Genomic DNA, 13,142 nt, shown 5'->3' with positions numbered 1-13,142 from the left:
GCGAAGCTGATGACAGGACAACGACACACCCGACGGAGCCAACCCGATGACCCGCCTGAACCCGCAAACAACACCCCGCCATGAACTCCACGCCGAAAAGGCGCGGCGGAACCGGGAAGCGGCATTGGCCGCCTTCGTCGCAAAAAAGGCCGAGATCGACGCAATGCTCGCCCGCCTGCAGGCGCTCAGCGACGACCACTTCGGTTTCGACCCGGACGCCATCAACTGGGGCAGCGTCGGCTCCATCGCCAGCGTGGCCGACGACCTCGGACAGATCACCGACTTCCTCTTCGGCGAAGGCGAACACGCCGAGTGATCTCCAGCCCAGCCGGAACTCCCGCCGCGCGCCCTGCGTGGCTTGGGGTCGTAGAAGGCGCCGCATGACGCGGGCCCGCATACGGAGACGACCCCATGACCAAGCTTTCCGATACCCAAGCCATCATCCTCAACTCGGCGGCACAGCGCGAGGACCGCATCGCACTGCCGCTGCCCGAGAGCCTGCGCGGCGGCGCCGCCGCCAAGGTGGTCAGCGCGATGCTGGCCAAGGGCCTTCTCGAAGAGGCCGAAGCGGACATGCGCAAGGGCGAACCCGTCTGGCGCGAGACCGGCGACGACCACGGCGTCACGCTGGTCGCCACCGACGCAGGCCTTGCCGCCATCGGCATCGAACCGGACACCTCCGCTGCCCTCGAACTCGCGGCCAAGGCGCGCACGCCACGAGAGGGCACCAAGCAGGCGACCCTGATCGCCATGCTGCGCGCTCCGGAAGGCGCGACCATCGAGGAGATCACCGCGGCCCTGCAATGGGCACCACATACCGTGAGGGGCATGTTCGCAGGTACCCTCAAAAAGCGCCTCGGCCTCGAGGTCACCTCGGAGAAGGTCGAGGGACGCGGGCGCGTCTACGCCCTGCGCTGAGCGAGGCACCTCTCGACGCGCATCGAAATTCGCACTATATTCGCATTGAATTCGATGCGCGCCCGGGAGGTCTGCCATGAACATCACCAAGGACATCAGCCCGTTGACGGAGTTCAAACGGGATTCGGCGCGTCTGATTGCCCAGATCAAGGAGACCGGTCGGCCGCAGATCCTGACCGTGAACGGCAAGCCCTCGGTCGTCGTGATGGATGCGGCCGCGTGGCAGGAGATGCAGGACCAGCTTGATTACGCGGAAACCGTAGCCGGCATCCGCAAGGGACTGGCGCAGGCCCGCGCCGGTGAGGGCACCGAGGCCGGCCAATTCTTCGACACTCTCGCCAAGTCCGACTGACCGCCGCCATGAACGAGGCGCTGCCCGTGATCATCACGCAGAATGCGGCGGATGATCTGACCGCATCATGGATCTGGCTGCGGGATCGCAACCCAAGGGCGGCCGAGGATTGGCTGGCGGGGATACGCCAAACCATTCTCGGTCTTGGCAAGATGCCCGAGGCCCATCCCATCGCACCCGAGGCGCGCGAGTTCGATCAGCCGATCCGACGTGCGCTTTACGGCAAGGCAACGCGCTGGCGGATTTACTATGCTGTCATCGATGGGGCGGTGCAGGTTCTCCATGTCCGCCACGGTCGCCGGAGCGACTGGCAACCCTGATCGTCTCGAACACCCGCCGCAGCAGATAGGACCGGACCAGGCTCACTCCTGTGAATATCCCGCCCATCGACAGGTTCTGTGCCAGCGTCGTATGCAACCCGAAGATCGGGAAGATCAGGATCTGCGTGACGACCGCGACGCCATAGCCGATCACCACATTGGCTATGGCCTCAACCAGTGACATCAGGCGCGACTGTCGCTGCGCCGAGGGGCTTGCGCAGGCGTCAGCCATTCCTAATTTTCCATTCATGCAAGACGACATGCTTTCCCCGACCGTCGCCCCAGAGATCATCGACGATCTCCGCTTTGACCCGCCACTCGCCGTGACCGGCAATGGCTGGGTGCTGGTGTCCGATCGGGTCATGGGCGGGGTCTCCAATGGCGCGGTGACCCGGGAAACCATCGCCGGCCGGGAGGCCATCCGCATGACCGGCGGTGTGAGCCTGGAGAACAATGGCGGCTTTCTCCAGGTCGCCCTTGATCTCGGCGAGGCAGGCGGTGTCGTGGATGCGAGTGCCTGGGACGGCATCCGGCTCGATGTTTTTGGCAACAACCAGACTTACAACCTGCATCTTCGGACGTCGGATATCCGCCGCCCGTGGGAGTCCTACCGCCAGGGCTTTCATGCCCGCCCCGAATGGACGACCGTGTTCCTGCCGTTCGGAGATTTTGCACCACATCGAACCGAGCGGCCACTGAACCTCAGCCGACTGCGGCGCGTGGGCCTGGTTGCCATTGGCCGGGAGTTCGAGGCGGACGTGGCGATTGCCGACATTCGCTTCTATGCCGCGTCTGACGCACCAGGCGGCTGAACGGTCGAGATTTCGTCGAAGTTGCGCCCATCCCCATCCAACACGGCCTGTTTCCCGGTGAACTTCTGCCAACGCTGGACGGCCACATCGACATAGGCCGGGTTCAGCTCGATGCCGTAGCAGAGGCGGCCCGTGGTTTCGGCTGCGATCAGCGTGGTGCCCGAACCCATGAAGGGCTCGTAGACCGCCTGACCCGGGCTTGAGTTGTTCAGGATCGGCCGACGCATGCATTCCACCGGCTTCTGGGTGCCATGAACGGTCTGTTCGTCCTGGTCCTTGCCCGAGATGTGCCAGAGCGTCGTCTGCTTTCGGTCGCCTGCCCAATGGCCCTTGCCGGATTTGCGGACGGCGTACCACGCCGGTTCATGCTGCCAGTGATAATCACCCCGGCTCAGGACCAACCGGTCCTTGGCCCAGATGATCTGCGACCGGATGGTGAAGCCGGCGAGTTCGAGGCTTTCCGCCACGGTCGCTGCGTGCAAGGCGCCATGCCAGACATAGGCGACATCGCCGGGGAACAGCGCCCAGGCCTCGCGCCAATCAGCGCGATCATCGTTCAGCACCTTGCCGGTGCGCCTGGTCTTCGCGGCCCCCACCTGGTTGCGCCAGGAGGGGTCATATTCCACACCATAGGGTGGATCTGTGCACATCAGGAGCGGCGAAACGCCGTTCAACACCCGCTCGACATCCGTGGCGACCGTGCTGTCACCGCAAAGAAGCCGATGGTTGCCGAGAAGCCAGAGATCGCCAGGCCGGCTGATCGGATCCTCCGGGGTTTCCGGGATCTCGTCTTCGCCCTCCTGCGGGCCGGTTCCTTCCTCAAGGCTCGACATCAGCCCGTTCAACTCGTCCTCGGTGAAGCCGGTCAGCCCGAGGTCAAAATCCGCCTCCAGCAAATCGGCCAGTTCGAGGTTCAAGAGGTCCTTGTCCCATTCGGCATTCTCGCCCGAGCGGTTGTCCATGATCCGGAAGGCGCGGGCCTGTGACGCGGTCAGCCCCTTGGCGACATGCACCGGGGCGGTCTTGAAGCCGAGCTTGCGCGCGGCTTCCAGCCGGGTGTGTCCGGCCAGCACGACCATCGCCTCGTCCACGACGATCGGCTGCCGCCAGCCGAACTCCTGGATCGAGGCAGCGACCGTGGCGATGGCCTGCTCGTTGCGCCGGGGATTGCGCGCATAGGGAATGATCTGCTCCAGCGGCAGGTCGACGACGTCCATGGTGATGTCCTTGGAGATGCTTGATGCACGAAACGGGTCTGGTCCGCAAAACGAAATGGGGTACACACCCCGTTTCGGTTCAGGCGGGGGGCTCGGGCCTTCAGGCCCTTGTTTTATTGGCTTTGAGCGCAAAGCGAAACGAAACGGGTGTTTTTCAGGGTGTCACTGGGAAAACGTCGCGCCTCGCCCGCCCGAATACAATTCTCGACAGGAAGGACCCGTTCAATTTCAGTGGGTTAGGTGTCTCACGAATTCGGATGGAGAACAGTTTGTGTGATCAATTGCTCCCCGCTCGCCTTCTGCAAGCTCCTAATTTGATCACGCCTCCGCATTTCTCACGCTTCGTGCCATCTTACCCGTTTCTAGCCCATCTCTCGCGAGAGGTCTCGGCTTGCGGTGTCTCACCGGAAATTGTGTCGGGCGTTCGATTTTCGTTGACATGGCCTACGCTACCGTCTCGCGTCCATCGATCTCGGCGCCAAACAAGTCATTGGAGCGAAACCCGGAAAAAACAACACAGAGCCCACAGCAGCCAATATGGCATTCGTATGCCCACAAGATAACGAAGTTGCATCGGCCCTTTGGAAACAAGAGTTGTCGTCGTAGGATGGAACAATTGGATGGAGGGACAGTGCGATGGAATATTACGATCTCGGGACCTACACCCGGAAAGTGACAACAGTCTCGGGCGAAGCACAGCGTTGGTTTGACCGAGGCCTCGCCTGGACCTACGCCTACAACCATGAAGAGGCGATCGTGTGCTTTCAAAACGCCGTGGCCGCCGACCCTGGTTGTGCCATGGCGCATTGGGGCATCGCCTACTGTATCGGGCCAAACTACAACAAACCGTGGGAAGCATTCGAAGAAGAGGAAAAGCCTGACTGCATAGAGCTGGCCAAGTCTTCCATTGAGACGGCAATGTCGCTGCTAGACAGACTGACACCCGTTGAGCGGGCCCTGATCGAAGCCATTCCCGCGCGCTATCCTGCATCATCGGATATTGAGGATTTCAGTCCTTGGAATGATGCGTTCGCCGACGCGATGCGAAAAGTTCATGCCGGGTTCAGCCAGGATCTGGATGTTTGCGCGGTACTCGCCGAGTCGATCATGAACCGGACACCTTGGCAGCTTTGGGATCTACCGACCGGAAAACCGGCCAAAGGGGCTGACACTCTGGAAGCCATTTCTGTGCTCGACACGGCTTTTGACACGCTTCCCGGCGCGTGGCGCCACGCAGGGCTCCTGCACATGTATATCCATTTGATGGAGATGTCGCCGCACCCCGAGCGAGCGCTTCGTCACGGCGACGCGTTGAGCACATTGGTACCCGATGCCGGGCACCTGCTTCATATGCCGACGCATATCGACGTCTTGTGCGGAGATTACATGAACGTGGTGCTGCGAAACGAGGCGGCTATCGTAGCGGACCGGAAGTTCCTTGAGCGCCAAGGCCCAGACAACTTTTATTCCGTCTATCGGTGCCACAATTACCACTTCAAGATCTACGGCGCGATGTTCTTGGGGCAGCCCACAGCGGCACTGGAAGCCGCCGATGAGCTCATCGAAACCTTGCCGTCGGACACCCTTCGTCCAATGGCGGACTGGTTCGAAGGGTTCATACCGATGAAACAGCATGTCCTGATCAGGTTTGGACGATGGCAGGAAATTCTGGATCAGGATCTACCGGCGGATGAAGAGCTCTACTGTGTAACCACCGCCATGATGCGCTATGCACGTACAGTTGCATTGGCAAACCTACACAGGATCGCAGACGCCGAGCGCGAAAAGACAGAATTTTACAATGCCCTGGCACGCGTCCCCGAAAGCCGCATGCTTTTCAACAACACGTGCCGCGACATTCTGAAGGTTGCCGAGCAAATGATGCTGGGTGAACTCGCATATCATAAGGGAGAACACGAAGCCGCTTTTGGTCACCTGCGCAAATCGGTGGAGATAGACGACAACCTCCCCTACGATGAACCGTGGGGATGGATGCAACCCACCCGCCACGCTCTAGGCGCCCTTCTTCTTGAGCAGGGCCAGATGGAAGAAGCTGAAGCGGTGTATCGTGCGGACCTTGGTCTGGATTCAACGCTCAGCCGGGCGTGTCAGCATCCGGGAAACGTTTGGAGTCTGCACGGCCTGCACGAGTGTCTCACCCGACGCGGCGAAACCGTTGAAGCGTCCCACATCAAACTGCAACTGGACAAGGCCGTGGCTCGCTCCGAGGTGCCCATCAAAGCATCCTGTTATTGCAGGCAGAAAGCCTTGGCTGCGGAATAGTCACTCGTGGAACGGCCCCAAGGCCAATCACAACGTCTTCATCATGCGCGCGCCAGCCATCCGATCGGTCCGCAGCTAACGAACGGCTCACCCAGCGCGCTTGATCACGAACTCCATCGACCGCTTCCGCGATACGCTCTTCCCATTCAGTCGCCAGACGATCACCGCGATGCCGTACTGCCAGCGCCGGTTGGCGGTGGCGCGGCTGATGCCCAGTTCCCAGCAGATCGGCTTCCAGGGCGTACGGTTCGCTCGGAGCCAGAGGATCCGGGCATCATCCTTCTCGAGCCAGCGCAGCCAGAGCAAGGCCTCCTCGGCCTGAGTGATCTGGCGCGGGCTCGGTCGTGGCCGTCGCATCTGCGGCTCCTGTCCGACCTGATCCGCGAAACTGTGGAAATACTCGGGCCAGGCGTTGAAGTAGCCCTGCGGTTTCACAGCCGGCAACTGCGCAAAAACGTCAGCCGCCAGCTCCAACCGGTCCTGCACCATCGCGGTTGTCCAATCAGCCATTTTGACCCTCCTTCTGCTCCTGGCCGTACAATTTCTCACCGAGTTGTCGAACCAGTTCGCGCTCCGGCCATGTCAGCCGATGATCGTCGACGGAAACCGCAAGGACACCTTGCTCCTTCCAGCCATCACGTTTGACCTCATCCGGGCTGCGGCGGGTGCCGCCAAAGCCACGAGGAGCAAAACTCATGCGCTTCATGCTACACCTCCACGGGTCTCGATCGCCCAGTGCAGGATGGCGATGGCATCGGCCTCGTTGTCATCGGCCGGGCTGTAGCCACGCGCACGCGCAGCCGCGATCATTGCATCCTTGGACGCGTTGCCCTTGCCCGTGGCGTGGCGTTTGATGGTTCCCACCGGTGTTCCTGCGTAGGGCACGCCGCGCAGTTCACCCCAACTTGTCAGAACGGCCAGAAGACCACCGTGGACATGCGCTGCATCCGTGCCGAGGTGTCGGCGGACCTCTTCGAACCAGATCGCCGCGATCGGACCGGACAGGCGATCCAGTTCCGTCAGCCAGTTGGTGAAGCGCAGATAACGCATGCCGCCGCCGTCATAGCGGCCGGGTTTGAACGACACCGTCCCGCTGGAAATGAGACCGTCTGCGGACCGGAGCGCCCATCCTGTCGTGGTGCCGAGATCAAGGGCAAGGATGGTACGTGCCGGTTCGGACAGCGGCGGCGTTTTCGGCGTTTCGCCGGAAATGGTGCTGGTGAGAGTCAGGTCAGCCATGGGTGGTCTCCTTTTCAGATGGGCTGCTTGGGGCTGGAAGACGACGGCGGTTGATGCTTGGCGGTAACGGCCGCCGTCGTCGGATGATGTGTCAGCGTTTCCGGCGTCGGCCGTATTTGCTCAGATGATTGGCAACATGCTTTTTGCCGGCAGCGGTGACGGCCTTGCCTGGCGCGTGGTGCAGCGGGCACCGGCGGTTCAGAGTTCCTGACCGCAGGCCGCTCCAACACTCGAAAGACGCGCCGCATTCCGCACAGTGACTTTGCCAGTAGATGATCGGGACGATCTCACCATCCTTGCGGCTGTGCAGGTCGGACCCGGTCACCACATAACGTTGCCCTTCGCGCAGCAGTGCAGTGCCGGGGAGCGGCACCACGTCGAAATCAATGCTGTGAACAACACGGTTCGCGCGCGTCATTGGCCACCTCCGATCTGGACAGGATGTGACATGGTGCGCGAGGGGTGCGGCGATATTATCCTGGCATAGGGAGGCGGGACGGACAGGTCCGCCTCCCTATATATAATATATAGGCTCTGATTGTTCGTCCTCGTTCTGGCGTATGTTGTTGAAATACCGAAGACTTTCAGGGCAAACGGAGGTCGAACAAGAGGACGGACATGTTTGTCCTCGTCCTGCATCAAGTCCTTGATTTCATTGAGTTCAGGACGAACAACGGCGGAGGACAAACATGTTTGTCCTGAGGACGAACAACGCGCAGAGGTGGCAAGATCAGTCATTCTCATCCTCCATGATGGACCAATCCGCGGGGTCTTCGACCTCGAGGCAGATGCCGTTTGATGGCGATTTGTAGTGGGTTGGCAGGACCGGCTTTTCGCCGCTGAGGACTTCGCCGGTATCGGGATCGACACGATCCTCACCGCCAAAAATCATCCCCTCAACGCAGAGGTAGCCGAACCTGGAACGCACGACCGGAAGCCCGAAGGGTGCGCCGTCCCGCACAAACCGAATGTAGCCCTTGGTGGTCAGTACATTGATCCGGTCGCGGATGGTCGACTGGCTGCCCAGCCCGAGCTGGTTCTCGAATTTCTCACGAAACTGCGTCGAGGTATAAAGATTGCCGTTTGCGGCCTCGGCGAGAAGGATGGCGAGGATCACATCTCGTTTGCGGTCGCGCTCGGCATCCTGCTTTGCCCCCATCTCGGCGCCGACAAGACGTTCGTTCATCGGGTTGATTTCGACCCATTCGCCCTTGACCTTGTCGATCAGTTTCGGCTCCAGCGCCGGTCCGTTGCGCAACTCGATCTCCAGCTTGCGCTGCGGACTGTCCTCGTCGGGGCGGTGAAGGATGAGGCCAGAGGTATAGAACCCGCGCAGCGCGCTGGCGCCGGAGAGGGCCAGAAACGGGTCGTCCTTCACCTGCTGTTTCGAGAGTTTCTTGGTGTGGTGAACGAGGATCACCCCGCAGTCGGGGTTGATGTGATCGCGCAGAACCTCAACCCGATCCTTCAGGAAGAACATCATGGCGGTGTTGTCGTTCTCGCCACCGCCGTCGGGGCCGCCGTCAAAGAGGTTCCGGATCGGGTCGATGCAGATGATGTCGACGGGTTCTGTGCGGAAGGCGCGCCGGATGGCTTCCGCCACGCGGATACTGCCCTCGGTGTCGAGCAGCATTTTCAGCTTCGGCGTGGCCACCAGATTGTCGCGCGCGGCCGTCAGCAGACGCGGCGACAGGTTGATCTGCTGCATCCGTTCGCGCAGGTAATGATACTGGATCTCGGCCTGCAGGTAGAAGACCCTGAGCGGGCGCGGCGGGGTGAAGCCAAGGAACGGCTGCCCGGCAGCCATGTGCACGAGCCAGGAGATCAGGAGGTCGCTCTTGCCCACCTTGGGTGCGCCTCCCAGCACCAGGAGCCCACCTGGCGTCAGAACACGCGGCGCGATAATGTCGGCCGGCATCGGCGTCGTGTCATCCAGGAGCGCGCCCAGCGTGAAGGTGGGCATCTCATCCGGTGCAGGGGCCGCGCTGTCGAGGCGGATGAGCGGCGGTCCATGCTTCTCGACATGGAGGACCCAGAGTCGCTCGGACTCGCGCTTCAGCCGTTCCACCGGCCACTGGGGACGCAGCATGGCGGCGTTGTAGCCGCAGATCGCTTCCCAGCCCTCATCCTTCGAGAGACGACCGTCGTGGACCATGCGGATGAAATACCCGATGGCGGCCGAGGCGCCCTCGAAGCGCGACCAATCATCCTGACCGCCTTCGCGCACGGGCGTGACCAGAACGTCGTCGGCGCGCGGCTTGTCCATCGTGGTGAAATCTGGCGCGAGGTTGACACCCGGGGCGGGTGGCATATCAGCGACGGCCTCGATGAACTCGCCGAGATCGCGCTCGCGGGTCGCGTTCAATTCGACGATCTGGACCTGGGTCTTGAGGTTGTTCTTGTAATAGACCGAGCCCGCGACTCGGATCGGCTGGTGGGCCGAGCGAAAATGCATGTCGCCCCCGACCTTGGCCGCGATATCCCCGCGCAGGCGCGTCACGCGCGCGATGTCGCTGCCCTCGGCAGGTTCGGTGAGTTTCCACCAGACATGGGCCTTGCGCTGTGCCTCAGCCGTGATGCCACCGCTTTCCACTATCATAGTGGGCGGCCCGAGGTGGCGCTCGAGATGGGCGCGCTTTGCGGCAATGTCGCCATTGTCGATATCGACCACCACGGCCTGCATCTGCAGCACCTCAGCGGCCTTGGCTTGCCCTGCGGCGGCGACCGTGCCGGGGATCACATAGACGGCCGCACCCTCGCGCGACGCCCAATGGGCAAAGGTCGCCATCTTCTCGGAGACAGCGCCGCTGGCCTCGATCCAGATGTTATGGGGGCGCCCATCGATGCCCTGGCCCTTGTCGATGAAACTCCGGACCGGGATCAGCCCGTCGCAATAACCGAAGACCACCTCCATGAATTGGGCGATCTGCTCGGGATCGGGCTCATCGCCGAACACATCCTCCACGGGTGCCGCATCGTTGAAGTCGCGCCATGGGTTGAAATGGATCAGGTTTTCCTTCGGCAGCTCAGCGCGGTCTTCGGGATCGTGGGTCATTGCGGCATCCTCGGGTGTCTCGGGTGTCTCGGGTGGTGGCGGATCCATAGGCGCGTCGGTCATCCGGGCAGGCTCCAACAGCGCTCGGCCCAGGAGCAGAACCGGCATTCGAAGAAGTCGGGATTGGCCGCGACCCGTGGCAGCAACTCGCCCGCGTCGGTCGCCTGCAGGATCCGCACGCCCCGGTCGGACATGCGCTGCGCCAGATCGGCATCGAACGCGACCTGCTCATGGTGCAGTTCTGCCGTGTCCTTGTTGATCGCGGTGAAGAGCGCCGGGTTCGCGGAAATCCCCGGCACCTGCGTTTCCATGTAGGCTTGGTAGATGGCGATCTGGGCGGCGTAGACCGGCTTCGATTTGGTCACACCGTCCTTGACGCAGGCACGCCAGTTCTTCGCGTTCATTGTCTTGCATTCCCAGAGCGCGGGAACCGCGAGACCAAACCCCTCGGGCCCGGCGGCGATGATGCCATCGACATGGCCCCGAATGCGCCCGCCCGCGACGGAGAAGCCAAACTGCCCGCCATCGGGCCGATTGCCTTTGCGGGTGTAGAGGTCGAACCCGGCCTGACGAAGCCAGGCCACAGCGAGATCCTCGAGCGCGTGGCCGATCGCGAAGATGCGCAGCGACTGACCCGAGAAGTCCTTGCCGTCGTCCTTTGGTGTGGCTGTGAACTCGAACTGCAAAGCGCGCTCACAGGCATGACCAAGACGGGAACCCCCGAGATAGTCGCGGGGCGCGCGCGTTGCGTTCTCGGCCGCAATCGCCGCGTCGACGGAGTCATTCACGCGTTCGGCAAAGCTGGGGGTGCGGTTGTAGTCGAGGGTCAAAACGGCACCTCCTGAGATTTGGTGATGCGCGCCATTTCCGCGCCGTAGCCCTCGAGGATGTTCTCGATCAGGACGCTCACATCGGTCTCAGAGAGATCGCAAAGACGCTTCTGCCAGCCGATACCCTCCATGGTCTGGCCGAGGCGCTTCATCACCAGCGCGATCGCGAGCCGCTCTTCCTCGGTCATGCCGATCATGATCCGTCCTTTCTTGAAACGTGTGGCGTAGAACCCTTGGCAGGGCATGGAGCAGAACCAGCGGTAGTCCCGTGGGCGCCGCTTGTTGGGGCCGAAGAAGCCGAACCCCTGTGCCGGGCGCAGGCAAATCGCACAGGGCTGAAACCGCGGATGCCAAAGGCGGAGGCGATCCGCGCAATCAGCAGCCAGCGGGGCTGTGGGCGTGGATGATGCGACATGGATCACGCGGCCTCCCGTACGGTGGGGCCCGCACTCAGGATCAACTCCCGGATCGCCCGCTTGTTGAACCCGAAGGTCATGAGCGCCGAGGCCTTGTAGCGGGTGAGGCCAAAGTCACTGCGCGCGGCGGGCGTGAGGTACTGCAGCTGCTTTTCGGTGGCGGGCTGGTTCAGCCAGCCGCGCGTCTTGAAGGCGCTTTCGTCGGTCTCGTGGGTGTTCAGCCAGTCGTCAGCCTGAGCGAGGCAAATGGCGCGTTCACCGACGCCGAGGAGATGGGGCGTCTCACCTTTGCCACCACCAACTGCATACCAGAGGCCCTCCATCCAGAAGATGCCACCCCAGGCCGTGAAGCCCGTGGCCATCAGCGCATCCTCGGACCCGAAGAGATCAACCCATTCGAAGCTCGAGCGCTTCAAGAGGTCGATTTCCGTCATGACGAAGCCAGACAATGCCCCGCCAAGTGCGCTCTCGCGGGTTTCAGCTTCATCCTCTTCGTCGACTAGCACTTCGCCGCAGATCGGACATTCCCGGCAGCCCAGCGGAATTTCGGCGTCGCACCCCGGGCAGGTCTTTGTCGGGGCGGCGCCGGTTCCAGCGCTGCCGTCGAGATCGACATCCTGTTCCAGCGTGCCATGGGTCAGGCTCGAGGTACCGAAGTCGAGAACGATGCAGTCGGTTTTCACAACGCCGGGGAACTCGGTGGGATCGACGGTCCGCAAGCCCCGGCCCACCATCTGGATCATGGTCGATTTGTAGGAACTGGGGCGCAGCAGCACGACGCAGGAGGTGGGCGGATGGTCCCAGCCTTCCGTGAGCACCGCCACGTTGGTGATGACGCGGATTTCGCCGCGGGCGAAGGCGGCAAGGATATTGCGCCGTTCCTCTCCGGGCAGATCGCCATGGATCAGGCCAGCGGGGATGCCGGCCGCATTGAAGGCTTCGGCCACATGGGCTGCATGCGCCACGGTCGAGCAGAACACGACTGTCGGGCGGCCTGCCGCCTTTTCTTGCCAGTGGCGGATCACCTCTTCGGTGATCGGCGCGCGGTCCATGATTTCGGCCACTTCCGCCATGTCGAAATCCGACACGGTCTTGCGCACGGCTTTGAGCTTGTCCTGCACGCCCACGTCGATGACAAAGGTGCGCGGCGGCACCAGGTGCCCGGAGGCAATCAACTCGCCAAGCCTGACCTGATCCGCGACATTGTCAAAGACCGCCCGCAGGCCCTTCCTGTCGCCCCGGTTTGGCGTGGCCGTCACCCCGAATATCCGGGCATCGGGATTGATATCGCGCACCCGGCCGATGACGCGCCGATAGCTGTCGGCCACCGCGTGATGGGCCTCATCGATGACCAGGAGGTCCAGCTTCGGCATGGCGGCGAGATTGCCCTCGCGCGCCAGTGTCGGCACCATGGCAAAGGTGACCTGACCGCCCCAGGACTTGGTCGTCGCGTCCAGCACCGAGGTTGTGATCGCGGGGTTCACCCGGCCGAACTTCTCACGGTTCTGCGCCGTCAGCTCATCGCGATGGGCCAGCACGCAGGCCTTGGCGTCACTGTTGCAGATGCTTTCGCCAGTGACCGCCGACAGCATGATCGTTTTGCCCGCCCCCGTCGGGGCGATGCCGAGCGTGTTGGCTCGGGTGGCGAGCGCAGCAAGGCTGCGCTCGACGAAGAGTTTCTGGCGGGGACGCAAGCGCAT

16 protein-coding genes are annotated in these 13,142 nt (G+C 62.4%); 6 read left to right on the top strand and 10 right to left on the bottom strand.

The features are described from left to right. Positions 1-46 precede the first annotated feature (46 nt). The 4 genes from AC2FL1_RS07345 (at position 47) to AC2FL1_RS07330 (ending at position 1,590) form a co-directional block, all read left to right on the top strand. A complete protein-coding gene (locus AC2FL1_RS07345) occupies positions 47-316 on the top strand; it encodes a hypothetical protein (protein ID WP_496876460.1) in 270 nt (89 codons plus the stop codon). A gap of 95 nt (positions 317-411) precedes the next feature. Further along, the gene (locus tag AC2FL1_RS07340; protein WP_496876459.1) at positions 412-918 is read left to right on the top strand and encodes a DUF3489 domain-containing protein; all 507 of its coding nucleotides are present in this window, start codon (positions 412-414) and stop codon (positions 916-918) included. Between the two features lie 76 nt (positions 919-994). Further along, positions 995-1,270 (top strand): type II toxin-antitoxin system Phd/YefM family antitoxin, encoded by a 276-nt coding sequence (locus AC2FL1_RS07335; protein ID WP_496876458.1) that lies wholly within the window; start codon positions 995-997, stop codon positions 1,268-1,270. Between the two features lie 8 nt (positions 1,271-1,278). Next, positions 1,279-1,590, top strand: a complete 312-nt coding sequence (locus AC2FL1_RS07330; RefSeq protein WP_496876457.1) for a type II toxin-antitoxin system RelE/ParE family toxin — start codon at positions 1,279-1,281, stop codon at positions 1,588-1,590. Here the strand turns inward: AC2FL1_RS07330 and AC2FL1_RS07325 are convergent. Continuing rightward, complete coding sequence (locus AC2FL1_RS07325) at positions 1,526-1,822, bottom strand: DUF7220 family protein (protein WP_496824443.1); 297 nt, start codon at positions 1,820-1,822, stop codon at positions 1,526-1,528. The genes AC2FL1_RS07330 and AC2FL1_RS07325 overlap by 65 nt on opposite strands. A gap of 16 nt (positions 1,823-1,838) precedes the next feature. On the opposite strand from AC2FL1_RS07325, the gene AC2FL1_RS07320 reads away from it, so the two are divergent. Further along, positions 1,839-2,402: a CIA30 family protein gene (locus tag AC2FL1_RS07320; RefSeq protein WP_496824445.1), complete on the top strand. Its 564-nt coding sequence runs from the start codon at positions 1,839-1,841 to the stop codon at positions 2,400-2,402. Here the strand turns inward: AC2FL1_RS07320 and AC2FL1_RS07315 are convergent. After that, positions 2,372-3,619, bottom strand: a complete 1,248-nt coding sequence (locus AC2FL1_RS07315; protein ID WP_496876456.1) for a DNA modification methylase — start codon at positions 3,617-3,619, stop codon at positions 2,372-2,374. The two genes, AC2FL1_RS07320 and AC2FL1_RS07315, sit on opposite strands and share 31 nt — an antisense overlap. A 636-nt stretch (positions 3,620-4,255) precedes the next feature. Between AC2FL1_RS07315 and AC2FL1_RS07310 the strand changes: the two genes are divergently transcribed. After that, positions 4,256-5,902: a hypothetical protein gene (locus AC2FL1_RS07310; RefSeq protein WP_496876455.1), complete on the top strand. Its 1,647-nt coding sequence runs from the start codon at positions 4,256-4,258 to the stop codon at positions 5,900-5,902. Between the two features lie 87 nt (positions 5,903-5,989). On the opposite strand, the gene AC2FL1_RS07305 is transcribed toward AC2FL1_RS07310, so the two are convergent. The 8 genes from AC2FL1_RS07305 to AC2FL1_RS07270 form a co-directional block, all read right to left on the bottom strand. Further along, complete coding sequence (locus AC2FL1_RS07305; protein ID WP_496876454.1) at positions 5,990-6,412, bottom strand: DUF6362 family protein; 423 nt, start codon at positions 6,410-6,412, stop codon at positions 5,990-5,992. Continuing rightward, positions 6,405-6,608 (bottom strand): hypothetical protein, encoded by a 204-nt coding sequence (locus tag AC2FL1_RS07300; RefSeq protein ID WP_496876453.1) that lies wholly within the window; start codon positions 6,606-6,608, stop codon positions 6,405-6,407. Before AC2FL1_RS07300 ends, AC2FL1_RS07305 begins: the two co-directional genes overlap by 8 nt. Next, positions 6,605-7,141 (bottom strand): crossover junction endodeoxyribonuclease RuvC, encoded by a 537-nt coding sequence (locus AC2FL1_RS07295; RefSeq protein ID WP_496876452.1) that lies wholly within the window; start codon positions 7,139-7,141, stop codon positions 6,605-6,607. Before AC2FL1_RS07295 ends, AC2FL1_RS07300 begins: the two co-directional genes overlap by 4 nt. A 91-nt stretch (positions 7,142-7,232) precedes the next feature. Continuing rightward, complete coding sequence (locus AC2FL1_RS07290) at positions 7,233-7,559, bottom strand: hypothetical protein (protein WP_496876451.1); 327 nt, start codon at positions 7,557-7,559, stop codon at positions 7,233-7,235. Between the two features lie 312 nt (positions 7,560-7,871). After that, positions 7,872-10,304, bottom strand: a complete 2,433-nt coding sequence (locus AC2FL1_RS07285; protein ID WP_496876450.1) for an AAA family ATPase — start codon at positions 10,302-10,304, stop codon at positions 7,872-7,874. Next, positions 10,256-11,026 carry a hypothetical protein gene (locus tag AC2FL1_RS07280; protein ID WP_496876449.1) on the bottom strand — a complete coding sequence of 257 codons (771 nt, stop codon included), beginning with the start codon at positions 11,024-11,026 and terminating at the stop codon, positions 10,256-10,258. Before AC2FL1_RS07280 ends, AC2FL1_RS07285 begins: the two co-directional genes overlap by 49 nt. Then, positions 11,023-11,448: a DUF6511 domain-containing protein gene (locus AC2FL1_RS07275; protein WP_496876448.1), complete on the bottom strand. Its 426-nt coding sequence runs from the start codon at positions 11,446-11,448 to the stop codon at positions 11,023-11,025. Before AC2FL1_RS07275 ends, AC2FL1_RS07280 begins: the two co-directional genes overlap by 4 nt. After that, positions 11,445-13,142: a DEAD/DEAH box helicase gene (locus tag AC2FL1_RS07270; protein WP_496855564.1), complete on the bottom strand. Its 1,698-nt coding sequence runs from the start codon at positions 13,140-13,142 to the stop codon at positions 11,445-11,447. Before AC2FL1_RS07270 ends, AC2FL1_RS07275 begins: the two co-directional genes overlap by 4 nt.

The organism is Ruegeria sp. YKSF070 (genome assembly GCF_059612725.1).
The sequence above is the reverse complement of the archived record's forward strand: the minus strand, read 5'-3'. Positions and strand labels throughout refer to the sequence as shown.

Coding starts and splice junctions, on each gene's coding strand:
- AC2FL1_RS07345 (WP_496876460.1), top strand. CDS start 47: ATGACCCGCCTGAACCCGCAAACAACACCCCGCCATGAACTCCACGCC.
- AC2FL1_RS07340 (WP_496876459.1), top strand. CDS start 412: ATGACCAAGCTTTCCGATACCCAAGCCATCATCCTCAACTCGGCGGCA.
- AC2FL1_RS07335 (WP_496876458.1), top strand. CDS start 995: ATGAACATCACCAAGGACATCAGCCCGTTGACGGAGTTCAAACGGGAT.
- AC2FL1_RS07330 (WP_496876457.1), top strand. CDS start 1,279: ATGAACGAGGCGCTGCCCGTGATCATCACGCAGAATGCGGCGGATGAT.
- AC2FL1_RS07325 (WP_496824443.1), bottom strand. CDS start 1,822: ATGGCTGACGCCTGCGCAAGCCCCTCGGCGCAGCGACAGTCGCGCCTG.
- AC2FL1_RS07320 (WP_496824445.1), top strand. CDS start 1,839: ATGCAAGACGACATGCTTTCCCCGACCGTCGCCCCAGAGATCATCGAC.
- AC2FL1_RS07315 (WP_496876456.1), bottom strand. CDS start 3,619: ATGGACGTCGTCGACCTGCCGCTGGAGCAGATCATTCCCTATGCGCGC.
- AC2FL1_RS07310 (WP_496876455.1), top strand. CDS start 4,256: ATGGAATATTACGATCTCGGGACCTACACCCGGAAAGTGACAACAGTC.
- AC2FL1_RS07305 (WP_496876454.1), bottom strand. CDS start 6,412: ATGGCTGATTGGACAACCGCGATGGTGCAGGACCGGTTGGAGCTGGCG.
- AC2FL1_RS07300 (WP_496876453.1), bottom strand. CDS start 6,608: ATGAAGCGCATGAGTTTTGCTCCTCGTGGCTTTGGCGGCACCCGCCGC.
- AC2FL1_RS07295 (WP_496876452.1), bottom strand. CDS start 7,141: ATGGCTGACCTGACTCTCACCAGCACCATTTCCGGCGAAACGCCGAAA.
- AC2FL1_RS07290 (WP_496876451.1), bottom strand. CDS start 7,559: ATGACGCGCGCGAACCGTGTTGTTCACAGCATTGATTTCGACGTGGTG.
- AC2FL1_RS07285 (WP_496876450.1), bottom strand. CDS start 10,304: ATGCCGGTTCTGCTCCTGGGCCGAGCGCTGTTGGAGCCTGCCCGGATG.
- AC2FL1_RS07270 (WP_496855564.1), bottom strand. CDS start 13,142: ATGCGCTTGCGTCCCCGCCAGAAACTCTTCGTCGAGCGCAGCCTTGCT.